Source organism: Herbidospora sp. RD11066 (assembly GCF_054661255.1).
The window spans coordinates 108,413-128,069 of the sequence record NZ_BAAGDO010000012.1; the positions used below are offsets into that span (position 1 = coordinate 108,413).

The 19,657-nt window shown below is 70.0% G+C and carries 15 protein-coding genes and 2 pseudogenes; 3 read left to right on the plus strand and 14 right to left on the minus strand.

The genetic code is table 11. The annotated features are described in order from the left end of the window. Window positions 1-4: 4 nt before the first annotated feature. The 4 genes and pseudogenes from ACYQ78_RS34600 to ACYQ78_RS34615 all read right to left on the minus strand — a co-directional run. Window positions 5-190: pseudogene (locus ACYQ78_RS34600) on the minus strand (hypothetical protein); the annotation flags it as partial. After that, a pseudogene (locus ACYQ78_RS34605) lies at window positions 103-2,157 on the minus strand (NB-ARC domain-containing protein); the annotation flags it as partial. The pseudogenes ACYQ78_RS34605 and ACYQ78_RS34600, both read right to left, overlap by 88 nt. A 204-nt stretch (window positions 2,158-2,361) precedes the next feature. Further along, complete coding sequence (locus tag ACYQ78_RS34610; RefSeq protein WP_459805179.1) at window positions 2,362-3,810, minus strand: protein kinase domain-containing protein; 1,449 nt, start codon at window positions 3,808-3,810, stop codon at window positions 2,362-2,364. A gap of 7 nt (window positions 3,811-3,817) precedes the next feature. Then, window positions 3,818-5,191: a DUF4407 domain-containing protein gene (locus ACYQ78_RS34615; RefSeq protein WP_459805180.1), complete on the minus strand. Its 1,374-nt coding sequence runs from the start codon at window positions 5,189-5,191 to the stop codon at window positions 3,818-3,820. A 191-nt stretch (window positions 5,192-5,382) separates the two neighbouring features. Between ACYQ78_RS34615 and ACYQ78_RS34620 the strand changes: the two genes are divergently transcribed. The 3 genes from ACYQ78_RS34620 to ACYQ78_RS34630 are packed head-to-tail and all read left to right on the plus strand — an operon-like array spanning window position 5,383 to window position 9,997. Then, a complete protein-coding gene (locus ACYQ78_RS34620) occupies window positions 5,383-6,768 on the plus strand; it encodes a hypothetical protein (RefSeq protein ID WP_459805181.1) in 1,386 nt (461 codons plus the stop codon). 8 nt (window positions 6,769-6,776) lie between these two features. Beyond that, window positions 6,777-7,730 carry a hypothetical protein gene (locus ACYQ78_RS34625; RefSeq protein ID WP_459805182.1) on the plus strand — a complete coding sequence of 318 codons (954 nt, stop codon included), beginning with the start codon at window positions 6,777-6,779 and terminating at the stop codon, window positions 7,728-7,730. Further along, a complete protein-coding gene (locus tag ACYQ78_RS34630) occupies window positions 7,727-9,997 on the plus strand; it encodes a hypothetical protein (protein WP_459805183.1) in 2,271 nt (756 codons plus the stop codon). The genes ACYQ78_RS34625 and ACYQ78_RS34630 overlap by 4 nt, the downstream gene beginning before the upstream one ends. Here ACYQ78_RS34630 and ACYQ78_RS34635 read toward each other — a convergent pair whose 3' ends face one another. The 10 genes from ACYQ78_RS34635 to ACYQ78_RS34680 form a co-directional block, all read right to left on the minus strand. Next, complete coding sequence (locus ACYQ78_RS34635) at window positions 9,998-10,609, minus strand: response regulator transcription factor (protein ID WP_459805184.1); 612 nt, start codon at window positions 10,607-10,609, stop codon at window positions 9,998-10,000. 13 nt (window positions 10,610-10,622) lie between these two features. Then, the gene (locus tag ACYQ78_RS34640) at window positions 10,623-11,771 is read right to left on the minus strand and encodes a sensor histidine kinase (protein WP_459805185.1); all 1,149 of its coding nucleotides are present in this window, start codon (window positions 11,769-11,771) and stop codon (window positions 10,623-10,625) included. Window positions 11,772-11,839: 68 nt separating this feature from the next. Then, complete coding sequence (locus ACYQ78_RS34645) at window positions 11,840-12,475, minus strand: response regulator transcription factor (RefSeq protein ID WP_459805186.1); 636 nt, start codon at window positions 12,473-12,475, stop codon at window positions 11,840-11,842. Beyond that, window positions 12,472-13,656 carry a sensor histidine kinase gene (locus tag ACYQ78_RS34650; protein WP_459805187.1) on the minus strand — a complete coding sequence of 395 codons (1,185 nt, stop codon included), beginning with the start codon at window positions 13,654-13,656 and terminating at the stop codon, window positions 12,472-12,474. Before ACYQ78_RS34650 ends, ACYQ78_RS34645 begins: the two co-directional genes overlap by 4 nt. Beyond that, window positions 13,635-14,357 (minus strand): ABC transporter permease, encoded by a 723-nt coding sequence (locus tag ACYQ78_RS34655; protein WP_459805188.1) that lies wholly within the window; start codon window positions 14,355-14,357, stop codon window positions 13,635-13,637. The genes ACYQ78_RS34650 and ACYQ78_RS34655 overlap by 22 nt, the downstream gene beginning before the upstream one ends. Further along, the gene (locus ACYQ78_RS34660; protein ID WP_459805189.1) at window positions 14,354-15,262 is read right to left on the minus strand and encodes an ABC transporter ATP-binding protein; all 909 of its coding nucleotides are present in this window, start codon (window positions 15,260-15,262) and stop codon (window positions 14,354-14,356) included. The genes ACYQ78_RS34655 and ACYQ78_RS34660 overlap by 4 nt, the downstream gene beginning before the upstream one ends. After that, a complete protein-coding gene (locus ACYQ78_RS34665; protein ID WP_459805190.1) occupies window positions 15,259-15,555 on the minus strand; it encodes a hypothetical protein in 297 nt (98 codons plus the stop codon). The genes ACYQ78_RS34660 and ACYQ78_RS34665 overlap by 4 nt, the downstream gene beginning before the upstream one ends. 114 nt (window positions 15,556-15,669) lie before the next feature. Further along, a complete protein-coding gene (locus tag ACYQ78_RS34670) occupies window positions 15,670-15,984 on the minus strand; it encodes a hypothetical protein (protein WP_459805191.1) in 315 nt (104 codons plus the stop codon). Window positions 15,985-16,088: 104 nt separating this feature from the next. Further along, window positions 16,089-17,411: a SagB/ThcOx family dehydrogenase gene (locus ACYQ78_RS34675; protein ID WP_459805192.1), complete on the minus strand. Its 1,323-nt coding sequence runs from the start codon at window positions 17,409-17,411 to the stop codon at window positions 16,089-16,091. Then, window positions 17,408-19,648 (minus strand): TOMM precursor leader peptide-binding protein, encoded by a 2,241-nt coding sequence (locus ACYQ78_RS34680; RefSeq protein WP_459805193.1) that lies wholly within the window; start codon window positions 19,646-19,648, stop codon window positions 17,408-17,410. The genes ACYQ78_RS34675 and ACYQ78_RS34680 overlap by 4 nt, the downstream gene beginning before the upstream one ends. Window positions 19,649-19,657: the final 9 nt, after the last annotated feature.

The window sequence follows — 19,657 nt, forward strand, 5'->3', positions numbered from 1 at the left end:
CGGTCGCGAGCCAGGTGCCGTCCGGGGAGAACGCGACGGCGTAGACCAGCCGCCCTGGACTTTGAGGGCACCTCGCTCTCTGCCCTTCCTGTCCCAGGTCCTGACCGTCCCGTCCATGGACGAACTCGCGATGCGAGAGCCGTCGGCCCGTATCGCCACCGCCGTCACGGTGTTCGTGTGGCCTTCGCAGACGGCCTGCAGCGTGCCGTCCTCCCAGTTCCAGAGGCGAATCGTCTGGTCTTCCGACGCCGTCGCGAGCAGCGTCCCCTCCCGGGCGACGGCGATGCCGGTGACGGCTGCGGTGTGACCCTTGAACCTCCTGATCAGGGTGCCCTTGTCGATGTCCCACATGCAGACCGTCCCGTCGCGGCAACCGGTGACGAACCGTCCTCGTTCCATGATCACGACCGCGGTGACGACGTCATGGTGTGCGGGCATCGTCCGCATGGGGTCGGACTCACGGCTCTCCGGAATGGGAAGCAGTTGCAGCAGGTCCGGCCGCTCGGCGACGGCCGTCTCCTCCACTTGGGCGCGGAAGACGGGCAGGGCGCTGAGATGCGTGCGACGGCTGCTCCGTACGAGCTCCCCGCTGGCCACGTCACCGAGGAGGTAACCGACCCGGGCGATCAGCCGGCGGATCTCGCCCGCGTCCCTCGCCGTGGAGAAACCGAGGTCCGATTCCAGTGCCCAGGGACCCGGCTGTTCGAGACGGGCGAGCACCCACTCGAGATTGGTCACCACCCGCGTGAGTTCCGGCTGCCAATCGGCCCCGGCCAGGTGATAGGCCAGTTGGTCCCAGAGGAAATGATCTCTCGGGAGCAGCCACCACGGGGTGTCCGGCACGCCCTCCTGAACGAGCAGGCCGCGGGACGCGTCCACGAACGAGCGGTTCAGTGTGACCCGCTGCGCCGGACCGAGAACGCTCGGCGAAAGGGTGAACAGCCGGATCGTACTGTTGAGGGTGATCACCAGGCGGTCGTTCTCCTCGCGCAGCGCGAGCAGGGACAGACCGGCGAGGTCGTCACAGAGTCGTTCGGCCTCCGCCGGTGACAGGCCGGCCGTGACCCGCCAGAGCTGGGCGGCGGTCTCCAGGGGCACGTCCACATTCGGCGCGAAGATCCCCAGCTCGAGGAATCGGCTTCGGGCGTCCTCGGACAGCACGGCCAGGCTGTACTCGATGGTCGCCCTGATCGCGGTCTCGCGTTTCTCACTGTCCTCAACGTCGAAGGCGGTTATCCCGGCCTCGTCGAACTGGGCGATCACCTTCTTCGCGGCCTTGTCCGCGACCGCGCCCCGCCCCACTTCCGTCGCCAGCCGGCGGACGACCAGGCCCAGCAGCTGGGGCCACCTGCCGGTCACCTCCAGCAGTTCGTCGAGGATCTTGGGGCTGAGATCGGGAAGCGCCCCGGAGAGCATCGTCCTGGCGGCGTCCGCCGCCAGGACCTGCACCTGGACCCGGACGAAATCCTTTCGGCGCGGGAAAACCTTCCATTTCTGCGCGGTGACAAGAAGCCAGACCTTTTCTCCCAGTGCCAGAAACGGCTCCAGCTGGCCCTCTGTCCAGACGTCATCGACCACCACGAGCACACGGTCTCGTTTTTCCAGCAGCTCGACGAGATAGGCGGTCAGGTGTTCAACGCTCATCATCTGGCCGAGGTCTTTCGGCGGCGAGCCGTCGCGCATCGAAAGTGAGGCGCAGAAACTCCTGAGCAGCTCGGCACCGTCGGTCTGAACACTCGGCTGTCCGACGCGCACCCACTCGGTGCCACCGCGGAAATGCTCGCGAATTCGCTGGTCACCACTGATGGCGCGGGCGAGTGACGTCTTACCGAACCCGCCGGGGCCGTGCAGGCCGACGTCGACGGCATCGTCCCTGGTGAGAAGGTCGATCACACGGTCGGCTTCCGGGCGCCACGTCCAGTCGTCCGGCAGTGGGACGTTGTAGCGGCGCACGCCTTTCCAGGGCCGCCGCACCCACCGCCAAAGCCGCAGTCTGATGACTATCGTGACCAGCGCTCCACCGATCAGCGTGTAATCCCACATCGGCATTACTTTCACCGACGGAGTCAGCCGGTCGGCCACGACCTCCATTGAAAGCGGGACGACTATCAGTGAAAGCGCGACGTCAAGAAATACGTTAAGCCTGCTGCGAGCCATCTCCCCGCCTCGATGATGACGGCCCGTGCCGACTCAACCTTCAGCTGACATAGGTCACATTATCGGGTCGAGCAGGTTATATGAGTAAATCCTAACAATGCTACTTTTACTAACCGGCCGAAAACTCCGGAAGTGGCAGCCATAACCCAACTTGCCCTTTAAGTTAAATATCTACCATTTGTCCAACTAGCTGGGATCGCTCGTTCATCCGATCGAGGTGACCTGGTCACGGGCCCCGGGGCTGAGCCCCTTCAGGATCCGGCCCGACCGGCCGTCCGTCGAGGATTTCAGGAGCCCGGCGGTGACCTCGGGCACCACGTGTTCGAGCACGGCGCAGGCCCGCACCAGCGTCATCGCCTCGACCAGCCGGATCGCGGCGGCGGTGACGCCGAGCATGCCGAGCAGGGTCCCCGCAGAGCGCTCACTCAGTTGCGCGAGCAGACGCGCCCCCTGGGCGGGCGGCAGGACCCGGAACACCGCGACCGCGGCGTCGGGCCGCATGAACCCCAGGATCCGCCCGGCCCGGTCGGCCGGAAGAGCCGTCAGTGCCACGGTCGCCTCGCTGGGGCGCGTCGTCGCGAGGGCGTCGAGTTCCCGGGCCGCCTCACGTGGTTCCATCCGCGCATAGGGCCCGGTCCCCCTGGCCTCCTTCGGCGGGACCGGCCGCGCGGCCGCGGACCGCCGCGGGTGAAGGTCCGGCTCCCGAGGTGGAGCCGCCGGACGTCGGGGGGGAGGGTCCGGCTCCCGAGGTGGAACCGGCGCACGACGCTGAGAAGAGTCCGGCTCCCGGAGCGGGGCTGGCGCGCGTCGCGGAGGAGGCGGGGCAGGGCTGTGGTTCCCCTTGGTCGGCGTGGCGACCGGAGGGGCGAGGATCGCGTCGAGTCGGGCGGCCAGGTCTCGGGCGCTGAGACGGCGGCCGGGGTCTCTGGGCAGGACGGCGGTCAGGGCGTCGTACAGGGGACCGGGGCGGCGGGCCGCCGGGAGGTCGTCGTTCAGGATGGCGAAGAACGTCGCGGGGACGGTGCCGCGGCGGAACGGTGAGCGGCCCTCCAGCGCGTGGATGAAGGTCACGCCGAACGACCACAGGTCGGCCGCCGGGGACTGCGAGTGGTCGTTGATCCGCTCCGGCGCCATGTACTCGACCGTGCCCAGCAGCAGACCCGTCGCGGTCACTCCGATCTCGCCCTCGATGCGGGCGATGCCGAAGTCGACCAGGCAGACCTGCCGGTCGTGGGTGACGACGATGTTGGCGGGCTTGATGTCGCGGTGCAGCACGCCCACCCGGTGAACCGCCATCAGGCCGCCCAATACCTGGCGGGCCAGCGAGGCCACCTCGTGTTCGGTGTGGCGGCCCTCGTCGATCCACTGTTCGAGGGTGGTGCCCTCGATGTAGGCCATGACGATCCAGGGGGCGCCGTCGTCGTCGAGGAACCAGTCGAAGACCGGGACCACCGCCGGGTGGTGGACCGACGCGGCGGCGCGTGCCTCGCGCAGGGCGCGCTGGCGCTGGGTCTCGGCCGCCTCCCTGCCGCCGGCCAGGGTGATCCGCTTGAGCGCCACCCGGCGGCCGAGCATGGTGTCGTGGGCCACCCACACGGTGCCCATGCCGCCCGCGCCGAGCTGCCTGATCAGCTCGTATCTGCCTTTGATCATGCGGCGGTCAGTGGTCGTCGTCGGGGAGGAGCTCCACTCCTCCGGGGCGGTCCATGCTCGACAGGCGGGCGGCGCGGGTGTCGTTCATCCGGCGCAGCGCGTCGTCGTCGCCGCGGTGGGCGCCCGTGGGGTCGGGGCGGTCTTCCACGCTGGTGCCGGTGGGGCCGCGTTCGGTCGAGGTGCCGGGCGACTTCCAGCCGTCGCCGGTGTCGGCCGACCGGTTCCAGACGCCCCAGACGTTCCACGACCCGCCGGGGTCGGTGTCGCCGCGCGGGCCGGGCGCCGGGCCGCCGCCGCTGAAGGCGCCCCGGGCGCTGCGGTATTCGTCCTTCTCGGCGAGGGCGAGGACCTTCTCGTAGTTGCCCGGCCGCATCATGAGCTTGATCGTCACGGGCAGGCACTCGATGAGGAGGAACAGCAGGAACAGCACGATGCGGGCGGTGCTGAGCGTGGCGTCTTCGCCGGTGACCTCGTCGAGGGCCTGCAGCCGGATGAGCAGGCCGTCGGTCACGAGGTTCTCGTCGTCGAAGGCGTTCTGGAGGTTCGACTGGCGCTGCACGGCCAGGTCGAGCTGCTTCTGCGCCTTCGGCAGCGCCTCCCGGGCGCTGGCGAGCCTGTTCTCCTTGGCGTCGGCGCCCGCGGCGGTAAGTTCCTTCTTCCGGTTCTCGATCTGCCGGGTCAGGGTGGCGATGCGGGTCTGGCTGCGGTCGTAGGCCTTCTTGCTGCTCTGGGCGAGGGGGCCGTCGCCCTTCTTGGTGCATCCGGCGCCGCCGTAGAGCTGGCACTGCCACTCTTTGTACTGCTTTTCGGCCTGTTTCTCTTCGTTCGTACGATCGACCTGAAGTGCTTTGATCTTGGCATCCTGCGTGAGGTCGACCGGAACGTCTCCGCCGGACGAAATCACCTGCTGAAGGCGGGTCACATCGGCGCGCAGCTCGTCGACGCTCTTGCCCACCTCGCCCGCGGACTGGTCGCGCAGGAATGCCTCGGCGCGCTCCTGCTTGATTTCTACGATTTGTGCATCGATTTCCGATTTGAAGATTTGCAGCACCAGTGGCGTCGAGACGACCGCGCCGAGCAGGACGGCCATGAGAAGACGCGGCACCGCCAGCGCGAAACGGCGCGGGCTGTCGCTCCGCATCGTGGTGACCAGCCACCGGTCGAGGCTCAGGATCATCAAGCCCCAGATCAGCGCGGCGGGCACCGCCAGGAAGACGTTCACGCCGAGGGCGCTGACCAGGGCGAAACACATCGAGATCACGGCGATCACGGCCGTGGTCAGCACCGCGCCGCCGACACCCTCGAATTTCGCGGATTCACCTTTGACTCGTGCCAGGACGTCCGGTCGCGCTCCGGATAACGCGATCAGAAAGCGCCTCATGTTTTCCCCACCCGTGAAGCTTCACGTTCCGTGCTGGGTCCAGATCCTCGCAGTCACGGCCAACCCCCGCTAGCCTATCCGCATTATCGCACTTCGCTTTAAACCGGGGAACTTCGTGTAAAGCTTCGGGATGTGATTACGGCACCATCCCTAACCCGTTAATTGACGACACCAAATCGGAGGCGCACCCGGTGCCCGATCCCGACAACGACCTTCTCCGCAAGGCGCTCGCCAAGGCCGTGGCGGGTCTCACCGGGAGCGGCAGGCTGGATGTGGTCGAGGTGGCCGCCGACGGGGTCACCTCGTTCAAGATCGTCCGCGACGACCACGGTGTCCCCCGGGGCCGCCGGTGGCACACGCCGTGGGTCGACCTGGCGCACGACCGCGAGGCCCTGTTCCGGGTGGCCGACATCGACCCCGACGACGACGCCGTGTTCGTCTGCTCCTCGCCCGGCAGTTCGCGGGCCGACCAGGCGTTCGAGTGGCTCCGCGCGGCCTTCCCCGACGCGCCGGCGCTGCGGGCCGACGAGTCGATCTCCCCTGTGGTCACCGATGTCCTCGGCACCGATCCGCTGACGCGCTCCTACGACCTGGTGGTGTTACGGCCGCGTACCGACGGAAGCCTGGAACTGGCGACGGTGCCGCTGTTCCCGGTGCAGGCCCGGCCCGGCGCGACCACGACGATGACCCTGCACTGCGAGCGGGGCGGGCCGAACGGCACCGCCTTCGCGGTGGTCACCTGGCAGGGGCACGAACCGCTGCTGCTGTCGGTGCAGTCGGCCGCGCTGCCGCCCGGCTCCTACGAGGTCACCGCCGAACTGCGGCGGCCCGGCCGGGTGCGGTTCGGCGGGCTCCCCGCCCTGTCGGCCGACCGGCGTGGCTGGGCCGAACTGGTCGCCGAGGTCCCCGCCCGGATGCCCGCGCGCGGCACCGGCCCGGGGCATCTGATCTGCGCGATCGAGGTCTGCGGCGCGGAGCCGAAGGTGGCCGAGCGGGTCGGCCGGGCCCGTCAGGTGGTCTCGACGCTGTCGAACCGGCCGGGGCTGGCGGTCTCGGTGGTGGCCTACGGCGCCCACTCGTTCGACCGCTCGGCCAAGGAGCACCGGGTGGAGGTGCGCGCGTGGAAGGTCGACGTCGCCACCGCCCAGGGCGTCCTCGACGACCTCGAGGAGCGCGGCCCGATCACCACCGGCTACCCCTACCACCCGCACGCCGCCCAGGTGGAGGACATGCTGGCCGTCGTCGACCGGCGGCTCGCCGGAGACCCGGCCTCCCCCGTCGCGCTGCTGACCATCGGCGACCGGCCCCCGCACCCGCCGAAGATCGACGAATCCCGGGTGCTGCCCTGCCCCCACCGCCACGACTGGCGGGCCACGGTCGCGCGCCTGGAGCAGAGCGTCGTCTTCGGCGCCGTCGTCGACTTCCAGATCGGCGACAAGCTGCCACGGGTGTGGCAGCGGCTGGGCTCCGCCGCCCTGGCGAACTTCGACGCGCTCGACATCCGAGGGCTCACCTCCGGTCTCGGGCTCACCTCCGACGCCGTCCCCGTCCCGTTCCCCCTGATCGACGTGGAGTGACTGAACAGATGCCCGAAACGCCCCGCCACCACATCGCCATGTGGGGCGCCCCCGGCAGCGGCAAGACGACGCTGCTGGCCGCGCTGTCCGTCGCGCTGAACCGCCGCGACGACGACTGGAAGATCGTCGGGCAGAATCCGGAGTCCTCCGCCTACCTGACCGACATGACGAGCGCGCTCACCTCGGGCAAGGAGTTCCCCGAGGCCAGCACCGCCCTGGAGACCTACCAGTGGGCGCTGATCGGCCCGTCGCCGTCGGGCCTGTTCCGGAGCCGGCGCACGTCCACCATGATCGGGCTCACCATGGTCGACGCCCCGGGCGGCCACTTCGCGCCCAGTAAGAGCAGGGTGGGCGGCGCGGAAGAGCGGCAGGAGGAGCTGATGGCCAACCTCACCCAGAGCCGCGGCATCGTCTTCCTCTTCGACCCGATCCGTGAGTTCGAGGTCGGCGACGCCTACGACCACCTCCACGGCCCGCTGAACCGGCTGGCCGAGAAGATGCTGGAGACCGGCCAGTTCGAGGGCGGCAAACTGCCGCACCACATCGCCGTCTGCATCACCAAGTTCGACGACCCCCGCGTCCTGCAGACCGCGCAGAAGCAGCGTCTGATCGCCCCCGACCTCGACGACAAGCACGGCTTCCCCCGGGTCGCCGTCGAAGACGCCCGCGAACTGTTCCGCGAGCTCTCCCGGGTCTCGGCGACCGGCAGCGCCGAAATGGTGATCAACTCCCTCGACAAGTTCTTCCACCGCGACCGCATCCGCTTCTACGTGACGTCGTCGATCGGGTTCTACGTCGACCAGCACACCGAGACCTTCGACTGGAACGACTACCTGAACCTCATCCCCGACGAGTCCGACCGCGCCGCCCTGCGCATCCGGGGCCCGGTCTATCCGATCAACGTCGTCGAGCCGATGCTGTGGCTCGGTGAGCGTCTGGCGAAACAGGGGCGTTCGCGATGACCGAGAGCCCCGCGACCGTCCGTCACGTGACCGTCGACTATGAGTGGGCAGTGGAGGGCAAACCGCCGGGCAGCTACAACGACTACGAGGTCCTGGAGCACAGCCGGGGCCTCGACCTGCGCATCTTCGACGAGATCAGAAGCCGCTACGCCACCGGCGCCTCCGGCGACCAGCCCCAGGTGACGATCGCCTTCGCCGGCACCCGCCAGCCCGACGGGCAGGAGATCCACTACGTGGTCCTCGCCCTCCAGAACGAATACTCGGGCCACCGCGACGGCACCAACCGCAAGATCTTCTACACCCGGTGGTTCTACATCCCCTATGAGCAGCTCATGGGGCATCGGGTGAGCTACGAGGCCCTGTACGACGCCTTCAAGGACCTCGGCGACACCCGTCCCACCACGATCGCGGTCCGGGCCCACGCCGACCTCCCCGAGAAGATGTACGTCGACGCGGCGAGCGCCGCCGGGCTGCTGATGACCGGCAAGCACGTGTGCGTGGTCGGCGCCGACCAGAAGCCGATGCACAAACGGCTTCAGTTCATCGACGAGGTCGCGTCGCTGCTCCCCTACGGCATGCGCACCAGGCTGACCGCCGCGACCTGGGTCAGCGCGACGGCCGACCACAAGATCAGGCTGTCGTTCGCGCCGCACGCCGCCGACGGAACCCACAAGGTCGTCTGGAGCCAGGGGACCGAACCGCCCGCCGGGGAGCGGACGGCCACCGACTACTTCCGGCAGCTCCAGGATCTCCGGATCACTCCCGGGGAGCTCGTCGAGCGGCTCGCGCAGAAGACCGCCCGGCTCTCGTTCACCCCGAACGGCAGCCTCAAGGCGCTCAATCTCCTGGAGGAGTGCGCCGATCCCGATGCGGAGCGGCACCGGCGTGACGTCGTGGCGGCGGAACCACCCGCCGAAGAAGAGGCACCCACGCCGCCGACCCAGGTCCTGCCCACCCCGGCTCCGGCTCCCGAAGAGCCCACCGTCTCGCACCACGGTTCCTTCATGCTCGACCGGTACGCCGAGTCGCTGCGGCACGCGACACAGGACACCCAGGTGTCCCAGCTGATCAAGGCGCTGCTGGCGGCCGTCACCACCGACGACGACCGGATCCGGCTGCAGTCGGTCATGGACAGATATGACTGCTTCACCAGCCCCATCGGGAGATACGCGCACCCCGAACTGCGCTACACGGCCCTGGCCTCGGCCGCCTTCACTTCCGAGACCGCCGGCACGGAGACCGCCGCGCACCTCCTCCGCAAGGGGACGACCCCGCGGCAGGTCAAGCAGATCATCAAGAGGGCCCGCGGCCGGAGGGTGCTCCCCGGCAACGTCCCCAAATACGCCGTCGGCCTGTCGCTGATGACCGCCGGCGTCGTGCTCTTCCTCGTCGTCGCGGTCGACGTCTTCACCGGCGCGAAGGACGGCGTCTCGCTGCCCGTCGGGACCGCCACGTCCGGCGTGCAGCAGACCCGGCAGACGGTCGTCGTCCAGGCCGGGCAGAGCGATCAGTATCTGGCCGACATCTACGCCCAGATGATGCGCAACCGGGGCTACTTCGCCGAGGTGCGCGGCTTCGGCACCCTCGATGCGTCGCAGCCGCAGATCGTGGTCACCACCCACCGGGACCGCTATCCCGGCTACAGCCCCCTGCTGGAGCCGCCGCCGGTCGAGAACAAGCTGATCTTCAACCCGGAGAAGATCGAAGAGGCCGAGCTGCCCGGCTCGCTCGAAGCGGATGACGCGGTCATCGCCGTCCGGACGGACTTCCCGGACGCCGAGGAGCTCAAGGAGAAGTACCCCCGGCTCGAACTGGTGCGCATGCCGCAGAAGGACATCGTCGAGGCGGTCGAGCGGGGCGACGTCACCATGGCGATCCTGCCCTCCGACCTCCCCGTCGTGTTCAAGCAGTCGCCCCTGCTCGACGAGACGCTGCCGCCGCAGGCCATCCACGTGCTCGGCACGGGACTGCCGACCGGGATCCAGGCGAGCCTGGTGGGCGTCTCCGAGCAGTTGGAGGCCGAGTGGCGATCAGGACCGGGCCTGAACCCCCAGGAGTCGGCGCGGAAGTTCGCGGACGACCTCATGGCGCCGGGGCCGACGCCCGACCGGCCGTCGGTTCAGCCGACCGAGACGGCCGCCGCGGACGAAGGGAGTGGTTTCCCCACCACGGTCGTGCTGCTGATCGTCTCGATCCTCGTCCTGGCGGGCGGGATGTTCACGCTCTTCTGGTCGCCCTCCCGCGCCCCCGGCGCCGCGCGGCGGTGATCAGCGGCGGGAGGCCGGTGTGGCCGTGTTGGGCCGGGGCCTCTCGATCCACCCCGAGTCGACCGCGATCCGCACCGCATCGGTCCTGTTCCGCGCGCCCGTCTTGGTGATGATGTTCGAGATGTAGTTGCGTACCGTCGCCGCCGACAGATGCAGTTCGGCGGCGATCTCCCCCGTCGTCGCCCCCAGGCCCACCAGGCTCAGCACGTCGGCTTCCCGGTCGGTCAGCAGGGACGCCGACGCCGTCATGGCCGCCACCGCGAGCGAGGCGTCGATCACCCGTTCCCCCGCCGCGATCCGCCGGATGCTCTCGGCCAGCCGCTCCGTGGGCGCGTCCTTGAGGAGGAACCCGCTGGCACCGGCGTCCATGGCCCGCTTGAGCAGCGTCGTCTGCGCCAGCGCCGTGAGAATGAGGACCCGGCACGTCGGCACCGCCGCCCGCAGCCGGCTCGTCGCCTCGATCCCGTCGGCCCCCGGCATCTCGATGTCGAGAACGGCCACGTCGGGCAGGGACACCAGCGCCTGGGCCACCACCTTGTCGCCGCGGTCGGTCTCGGCCACCACTTCGATGTCGCCGGTCAGGTTCAGCAGGACGGTCAGGGCTCCCCGCACGACGCCATGGTCTTCAGCCAGCAGTACGCGAATCAACGGTGATCACTCTCTCCTGATCGTGTACGGCGGGCAGCCACACCCGCAGTTCGAAGCCGTCCGTGCCGGTCTCGCCCGCCTCCAGCTCACCGTGCAGCCTGTCCACCCGCTGGGCCAGGCCCGCCAGGCCCGACCCGTCGCCCTTGGCCGAGCGGCGCGAGCCGTCGTTGCGGATCAGCAGCCCGACCCGGCCGTCCTTGTCGTCGAGCTCTATCAGGCAGTTGCGGGCGCCGCTGTGCCTGACCACGTTCGTGGCGGCCTCGCGGACGATCCACGCCAGGGCGTCGCCGGTGACCTCGTCGATCTCGGTGATGCCCAGCCGCAGGTCGCAGTGGGCGCCGGTCAGCTCGATCAGGGCCACGGCCGCCGAGAGTTCGGCGCCGAGGTCCAGGGAGCGGCGGGCGGCGATGACGTCACCGATCTCCTCGCGGGCCTCGCTGGCGATGAGGATGGTGGCCTCGATCTCGTCGATGGCGCGGCTCCGGTCCTGGTCGAACAGGGCCAGGGCGACCTCGGTCTTCAACCGGATCGACGCGAGCGTCTGCCCGAGCAGGTCGTGGAGTTCTCCGGCCATTCTCATCCGGTCTTCGTCCACGGCCATCTCGGCCAGCATGGCGCGCAGTTCGCGCAGCTCGCGGATGAACCGCGCGTAGTGGACGATCCCGGCGGCGACCACGGAGGCGACCAGGACGGCCGCGCTGGTCTGGAGCGCGGACGACGGAGAGGGTTCGCCCAGGGCCAGGGCCAGCGGGAACTCGGCCACGGTCACCGCGCACAGCACCCCCACGGCCAGGCGGAAGCGCAGCAGGAGCAGGGCCGCCGTGCCGACGATGAGGGGGGTGTAGATCCACGACAGGCCGAGGAACAGGAACGAGCCGTAGACGACCGCCGCGAACAGCAGGAACGTGCGGGCCGCGCCCGGCCGGGGGGTGGTCGCGGCGATGTGGGCGACGACGACCTTCGTGTGGACGACGAGCAGGCCGACGAGGATGACGGTCGCGAGCAGGGCTCTGATCACGTCGCCGACGAGCAGGAACGCGATGGGGGTGAGGGCCCAGAGCGCGCCCGTGGGCGCGACAACGCCGATGGACAGCCCTCTGACCTGCGCTTCGCTCTCCTGCGCCACGAGTGGTCTCCGCTGTGTGTCCGGGGCGTCGAGTTTCCTACTGATCGTGACGCTTAAGGGGTTCGCGATCAACCGTCGGCATTGTCCTTTAACCACCCGTTAGCACGGGCGATGCGGACGGCCTCCTCGTCGCTGCGGGCACCGGTCTTCAGGCGGGCGGCGGCGAGGTAGTTCCTGATCGTGTGGGCCGACAGGCCGAGGCTGCCGCGCAGGTCACTGCTGCGGCCACCGGCGGCCAGGGCCGACAGGACGGTGATCTCGCGGGCGGTCAGCGGGTTGGTGGTGATCTCGGGGTCGCCGTTGCCGCCGTCGTCGGCCAGGTCGAGATCGATGTAGCGTTCACCCCTCGCCACGGCGCGGATGGCGTCGGTCAGGCGGTGGGCGGGGGCGTCCTTGACCAGGAAGCCGCGCACCCCGGCGGCCATGGCGCGGTCGAAGTTGCCCGGGGAGCCGACGCTGGTGAGGATCAGCACGGGGGGCGGCTGCTCCAGTTCCCGGATCAGGCCTGCCGCCTCCAGGCCGTCGATGCCGGGGAGACCGATGTCGAGGAGGGCCACGTCGGGCTTGCTGTCGACGACGGCGGTGAGGATCTCGTCGCCCCGGGAGACCTCCTCGATGACCCGGATGTCGCGTTCCTCCGACAGCAGGGCGATCAGGGCGCCTCTGATGAGATCGTGGTCCTCAGCGATAAGAACTTTGATCATTTCCGGTCTCCTGTGGCAGAGGTGAGGGTGGCCGCGAGCGGGCGACCCGGAACGTCCAGCGACAGCGTGAACCAGCCGTCTTCGAGGTGCCTGTCGCAGCTCCCGCCGACCTGCGAGAGTCGTTCGTCGAGTCCGGCCAGTCCGCTGCCGCCGACCGAGTTCTCGGCGGCCTTGGCGGCGGAGGGGCGTTCCGGACGTACACCGTCATTGGAAACGGTGACCCTGATCCGGTCACCCTCCTCCTCGACGTCGAGCAGGCACACCGTGGCGTCGCTGTGCCGGAGCAGGTTGGTGGCCGCCTCCCTGACGGCCCAGGCCAGCGCCACCCTGACCTCCGTCGACAGGGACGCGGGCAGGGCTGCGAAGTCGCATTTGACCCCGGCGCTCTCCAGGACCTTGCGGACCCCGCTGAGCTCCTTCTCCAGCGACATCTCGCGGTAGCCCTTGACCACCGCGCGCACGTCGTGGAGGGAACGGCGGGCGATGTCGTGGATCTCGGTCAGCTCGCGGTGCATCCGGGGGAGCTGGTCGGCCGGGATGCGCATGGACAGTTCGGTGCGCATCGCGATCACCGACAGGTTGTGGCCGAGGACGTCGTGCAGTTCGCGGGCGAAGCGGAGCCGCTCCTCGGTGATGGCGAGCCGGGCCAGTTCCTCGCGGGTGCGCTGGAGTTCGCTGAGCAGCGTCGCGAAGATGGTCAGGCCGGCGATCGCGGCGGCGGTGAGCGTGCTCTGGAGCCCGCTGAAAAGTACCCAGCTCAGGTTCTGGCCGGCCGACAGGGCGAGTTCCAGGGCGAGCGCGGCGAAGAAACCGATCCACGCCGCCCGGCCGCGCAGGGTCACCGCGAACACGTACGGAAGCATGAAACCGAGGCTCAGCCACGACGGGCCCGCGGTGAACGGCATCGCCACCGTCAGGGCGGTCATGGCACCTAACACGAGCAGGTCGCGGCGGGCGCCGCGGCCGAGCACGGCGCGCACCCCGAGCCACAGATATCCGCCGGTCAGGCCGGTGATGAGCAGCACTCCGAGCGCGCCCCTGGCTCCGGGGAAGAAGCTCAGCACCTCCGCGAGGGGGATGACGGCGAAGACCGCCATGCCCACCGTGAAGACCGCCGCCGCGATGCGCGCCAGCCGGACCGTGCCGGGGCCGACGCCGATCAGCCTCTCCTGGGCTCCCACTTGAACCACCTCCTCGCCACCAGCAGCGACAGAACCAGCCAGGCGGCCAGGACGAGCCAGCCCGGCCACAGCACCTCGAAGCCGCCGAAGTAGGCCAGCTCGATCCCCTCGGCCGCCCGCCCGAAGGGCAGGAAGCCGGAGGCGGCGCGGGCCCAGTCGGGGAAGGCCGACAGCGGCACGAACAGACCGGACAGACCCATGGTGAGCAGGTGGAACGGCAGGCTCACCGCGATGATGGCGCCCGACGAGGGGGTCCGGCCGCTCACCGCGACGCCCATCGCGGCGAACACCGCGAGCGTCAGCAGGACCGTGATCACGAGTAGGGCGGGGTTGACCGGCAGCGCGAGGCCGTGCACCCCGTTGGCCACGGCGACGATGGCCACGAGCTGGACCAGCCCGATCGACACCACGGTGAGGATCTCGCCGCCGAAGATGGCCAGGTCGGGGAGTTCGGTGCCGCGCAGCCGCTTGAGGATCAGCGCCTGGCGCTTCACCACGAACGACTCCAGCAGGGTCGCGAACCCCAGCAGCCCGGCGCCCATCACGATGATGCCGACGATGAGCCGCTCGGGGTTCGGCACCGCCAGCGGCAGCAGCCAGGCGAACCCGATGGGGAACCCCAGCGCCACCCAGATCGAGACGGGGGTGCGCCAGAACAGCTTCTGCGTCAGCCTGAAGTGCGCGATCGTGTACGCGGTCACGCCCGCACCTCCTGCGCGACGTCCAGGAAGATCTCCTCGAGGGTCGCCTGGCGCACGTCGAGACCACTCACCCGCACGCCGGTGCGGGCCGCCCAGCCCAGTACGCCGTGGGCGGCCGTCTCGGGCTCGGAGGTGACGATCACGCACCTGCGGCCGGTCACGGTCAGCACGTCGGAGGCGCCGACCTCCAGCCCCTCGGGGGTCACGCCGTCGGGCAGTTCGAAGGCGACCCGGCCGCTGCCACGGCCGAGCACCTCGGCCATGGTGCCGTGCACCACGATCCGGCCCCGGTCCATGATGGCCACCCGGGAGGCCAGCTGCTCGGCCTCCTCCAGGTAGTGGGTGGTGAGCAGCACCGTCGTGCCGTCGGCCGCGAGGCCGGCGACCAGGTCGCGGATGCGGCGGCGGGCCTCCGGGTCGAGGCCGGTGGTCGGCTCGTCGAGGAAGAGCAGCTTCGGACGGCCGAGCGTGGCCAGCGCGATGTCGAGTTTGCGGCGTTCGCCGCCGGACATCTGCTTGACCTTCGTCTTCGCCTGGCCGGTCAGGCCGACGAGGTCGAGGGCTTCGCCGAGGGGCCGGGCGTTGGTGGTGAAGCGGCGCCAGGCGGTGACCGTCTCGGCCGCCGTCAGGTCGCCGAACAGGCCCGACTCCTGGAGGACCAGGCCGATCCTCGACCGGATGGGGCCGCGTTCGGCGGGGTCGTGGCCGAAGACCTTCGCGGTGCCGTCGGTGGGCCTGAGGTAGCCCTCCAGGATCTCGATCGTGGTGGTCTTGCCGGCGCCGTTGGTGCCGAGCAGGGCGAACACCTCACCCTGGTGGACCTCGAAGGAGATGCCGTCGACCGCCGTGAAAGCGCCGTAGCGCTTGCGGAGGCCGTCGACCTCGATGACCGTCTCGGCGGTCACGGTGTGCTCCCCATGCACCCCGCATAGCAGCCGACCGTGCTGATGGTCGCGAGCGCGCCGTTCTCGGCACCGGCCGCGAACTCCATCTCGGAGACGTCGAACTCACCCCGTGGCCGCGCGGGCAGCGGCGGCGTGGCCATCCCCTCGGGGTAGGTGATGCCGTATTCGCGCAGCACGACCCGGGGCTCGGCCTCGTAACGCGCCAGGAGCTCCCCGTCGGACCACGAGACCGCGATCAGGCGAGCGAACTTCTTGCGGTCCTCATCTCCGAAGATGTACAGGTACTCGGCCATCAGACACTCTCATTCCTTCGGTACGGCGTCTCTCACCTGCAACGATCCGGACTCTCGACGGGCGGGGGCAGATGCGGATGACACCTGTCGCCCATGACGGACATCACAAACCGGTCAGTGGTTGCCGGTGATCCAGGTGGCCCCCTGCGAGTAGCACGACCCGCAGGGCTCACCGATGGTGCCGGTCGTGGGAAGGCCGACCGCTCCGGCCGCGCTCTCCAGGTCGGCGATCTCGAACTCGCCCTCGGGCTTGGCGGGCAACGGCGGGGTGGGCACGCCGGCCGGGTAGACGATGCCGTATTCGCGAAGCACGGTCCGTGGTTCGGTCTCGTAGCGCGCCTTGAGCTCGCTGTCCGACCACGCGGCGGCGATCAAGCGGGCCAGCTTCTTGCGGTCCTCTTCCCCGAGGACGTACATGCTCTCCGCCATCAGATCTCCTCATTGGATGTCAGTACGGGTCTCTCACCTGCAACGATCCGGAATTCAGCGGACGCCCGGCAGATGCAGACGACACCAGTCACCGATGACGGACATCACAAGCCGGGCGTACCGCCGATGAGAAATTCGCCCACCGAGGACTCCGTCGCCCAGTCGAGCCCGAAGGTCCGGGCCGCCAGCTCGGCGTCGCCCGCGCCCAGGCCGCACGGCGACATCCCCATGGCCGTGGCCACCAGGTAGAAGGTCTGGTAAAGCGCGCCGACGTTCTTCAGCGACGCGGCGTAGGCGAGACCGGCGTACTTCCACGACATGCGCTGGAAGCGCGAGGTCATGGTGACGAGCACGTCGGGCTGCGCCTGCATGCCGGTCGAGATGCTCGCCAGGTGGAGCATCGCCCGCGCGTCCTCGGGCCGGGCGGGCAGGGTGACGAGCCGGTGGCCGAGCGGATCGTAGTAGTAGACGCCGCTCTCCAGGCCCTCACACCGGTGGACGGTCAGGTAGAGCTCCAGCTCGTGGGCGGCGCCCCCGCCGGGGTAGGGGCGGCTGCTGGTCTCGTACGGCGCACCGGGAGCGGGCGGGAAGACGGCCCTGACCCGGGCGGTCCGGTAGAGCAGTTCCCCGAGCTGGCGGAGGGTGGGCGCGTCGGCGTACTGACGCACCGACCGGCGTCCTTCCAGGACGGTGGTGAACGGCGGGCTCGGGTCGTCGAGTGAGGGGCGGAACAGCTCGGTGACCGGGCCCTCGGGCACCGGCTTGAGCGCGGGTTCGGGGTCGGTCACGCCGGTGAAGCGGAAGGTGGCGCCGACCGGCTGGTCGTGGCGTCCGACCCGGGACCTGCTGTGGAACAGCAGGTCGTGGAACTCCCAGGCGCGCAGCGCGGGGTGCTCGTCCTCGACGTCGCCACCCGCCATCCCGGCCGCGACCAGGTGGGCCAGCGCCGCGGGGGCCTCCTTCACCATGACGCCCCGGGCCAGCGCCGCGACCAGCGGCATCGCCTCCTCGGTCAGGGTGACCCGGTGCCGCGACAGCGGCGACTCCAGGATCAGGCCGTCGCCGGAACCGCGGACCAGCGCGAACCGGGACAGCCGCACGACGTCGTCGGGCGCGAGATCGGGCAGCCGGAACACCGCGTCGCGGGTGATCGGGGTGACCCGCAGCAGCGGCTCGACCGTGTGCACCAGGACGGCGTGCAGCCGGTCGATCACCAGGTAGAGCAGCGCGATCTCCTGGCTGGTCCCGCCGCCCTTGAGCAGGCGTTCGGCCAGGTCGTCCTCGTCGGCCAGGACGCCGGGGAGCCCGGCGATCAGGGCCGCGACGCGGGGGGTGAGGCCGCGCGCGGCCTGGGTGCCGAACTGGTGGGTGATAGTCAGGACGCCGTCCTGCCAGGCGACGGTGGCGTCCGGGCGCAGGCCGATCACAGGAACATCGTGATGGGGTTCATCTGGTCCTCCGGGGTCGGCTCGGACAGCCAGCCGAGCTGGACGGGCACGTCGTAGAGGCGGCCGGGCGCCAGGCGCCGCCAGAAGTGGCGCATCCCCGGCACGACGACCTTGACCACGGGCAGGCCGATGTCGGGCCTGGTCTGGTCGAGCACGAGCATCTCCATCCCGCGCGCCTCGACCAGCGCGCGGGCGGCGGCGACGTCGTCGAGCAGGTCGCCGGTGGCCGGCCGGTCGTAGGCCGACGCGCTCACCGCCGGTCCGTCGGGCACCAGGTAGGGGTGGTTCTCCAGGCGGGCGTGCTTCCACCAGTTGATCTGGTCGCCCTCGTGGAAGCGGTAGCGGGTGCGGCCGTCGGGGCCGACGTCGATGACGGCCGGGATGAACTGGTTCATCTCCGCGAGCGCCCGCTGGACGGCGATCCGCGCGTCGAAGTGGGCGCCGAAGGCCATCATGATGTCCTCGGTCGGCCCGTCGACACGGCGGCTGACCGAGACGGCCACCGGCACGCCGAGGTCGTTGGTCAGGTCGAGGACCTGGATGTCGCGGCCGAGGGAGGCGTACACCTCACGGAACTCGTTCATCCACGGGTCGTCGAAGCCGTCGAGGTCGAAGGCCGGACGCCGCAGGCGGTTGTACCACCACACGGCCACCGCGTCGCGTTCGACCAGCTCCATGAAGCCCTGCACGACGGCGTCCTCCAGGGACGAACCGGCGGCGTTGCCGTTGGAGTCGGCCCAGGCGTAGGTCGGGCCGGAGCGGTCCTTCTCCTGGTGGTAGTAGTACAGGTAGCCGGTGGGCAGGTACTTGTGCCGCTGCTCGGTGAGCGACCAGACCGGGGTCCAGTCGATCACGGCGTCCTCGTCGAGGGGGTCGTTGACGGCGTCGTAGCTGGCCCGCGCCTTGCGCTCCTTGCGGATCCGATACTGCTCGTCGCTGTAGAGCGAGCAGGAGTTGGGGTGGATCGCGTCGGCGCCCAGTTCCCGGAAGCTCGCCGGGCGGCGCGACTCGTCGCCCTGGAACATGCCCGAATAGCGCTCCATCGCCTCGCAGATGGCGCTGACCTTGGCCTGGAGGTCGGTGGTGCCCTTCCCGGCGCTCTGGCTGCGCAGGCCTGCCCGCAGTCCTTGCAGGTCGCGGATCTGCCGGGAGAAGTTGTGGCCGGCGGCGTAGGTCTTGACGAAGGGCGTGCCCGTGTCGATGCGGGTGAGTTCCTTGACCACGCCGGTGACCGAGCTGACCAGGTGGCTGTACCGCTCGAAGGTGTCTTCGGGGTGGCGGGAGCGGTGGCCGCCGTCGGAGGTGAACGACTTGGGCCGCGACACCAGCTCGACCGGACGTTCGGCCTGGGCGGCCATGAGGCCGGGGTCGCCGCACTCGGGGCACTGGGGCCGGGCGCGCAGCGGGTGGCGCTCACTGCCGAGCCGCTGGGTGTCGAGGGTGATGACGTCGCGCTGCTGCCCGTTGCGGGCTCCGGCCAGCCACTTCACCACTTCGGTCGCGACCAGGCGCAGCCCGGCGTCGCGGGTCAGCGACAGGTCGGCGGTGGGCAGGGCCAGCGGCCCGGTGCTGCGCAGGCGGGTCTCCAGGTAGGAGATCGACTGCCGGTGCCCTTCGAGCCGCTGCGTCAGGCAGCGCCAGCAGCCGCCCTCACCGGGCTGGAACACGGGCCCGACCCACAGGACCGGCCCGGCCGGGCGGGCCAGCAGCCAGGGCCGCCCCTCCTTCAGGTGGGCCCGGTTGATCTCGGCCAGCTCGGGCCGCAGGTAGTCGTCGGTCAGCACGACCGTGAGCCCGCCCTCACCGGGCTGCACACCCTCGGCGGCCAGCAGGTCTCTGAGCGCGTCACCCTGGACGTCCCCCACGGTGACCACCTCGGCCCGTCCGGCCCGCACGCCCTCGGCCGCCGCCTCGCCCTGAAGACCGGCCATCTCCCAGTAGGCCGCGGTGCCCCGGTCGAGGTCCTGGGTCACGTCGACCAGCAGGCCCCGCTCCTTGAGCTGGTGCAGCGCGAAGAAGACGTGCTCCGGCGGGATCTCCGACTCCACCGCCGTGAGGATGTCCGAGACGGTGTGCTTGCCGTCGAGCAGACCGGCCACCGCCTCGATCGAACGTCCGGTCAGCAGGTGCAGGTCACGCTCGGAGACCAAGAAGACCCCTTCGCCCTCGATGACCTCCACGCGGAAGTGCCGGCGAAATCCAGGCCTGGCGTCCATGGGTGTTCC

Coding starts and splice junctions, on each gene's coding strand:
- ACYQ78_RS34615 (WP_459805180.1), bottom strand. CDS start 5,191: ATGAGGCGCTTTCTGATCGCGTTATCCGGAGCGCGACCGGACGTCCTG.
- ACYQ78_RS34610 (WP_459805179.1), bottom strand. CDS start 3,810: ATGATCAAAGGCAGATACGAGCTGATCAGGCAGCTCGGCGCGGGCGGC.
- ACYQ78_RS34625 (WP_459805182.1), top strand. CDS start 6,777: ATGCCCGAAACGCCCCGCCACCACATCGCCATGTGGGGCGCCCCCGGC.
- ACYQ78_RS34680 (WP_459805193.1), bottom strand. CDS start 19,648: ATGGACGCCAGGCCTGGATTTCGCCGGCACTTCCGCGTGGAGGTCATC.
- ACYQ78_RS34630 (WP_459805183.1), top strand. CDS start 7,727: ATGACCGAGAGCCCCGCGACCGTCCGTCACGTGACCGTCGACTATGAG.
- ACYQ78_RS34670 (WP_459805191.1), bottom strand. CDS start 15,984: ATGGCGGAGAGCATGTACGTCCTCGGGGAAGAGGACCGCAAGAAGCTG.
- ACYQ78_RS34665 (WP_459805190.1), bottom strand. CDS start 15,555: ATGGCCGAGTACCTGTACATCTTCGGAGATGAGGACCGCAAGAAGTTC.
- ACYQ78_RS34645 (WP_459805186.1), bottom strand. CDS start 12,475: ATGATCAAAGTTCTTATCGCTGAGGACCACGATCTCATCAGAGGCGCC.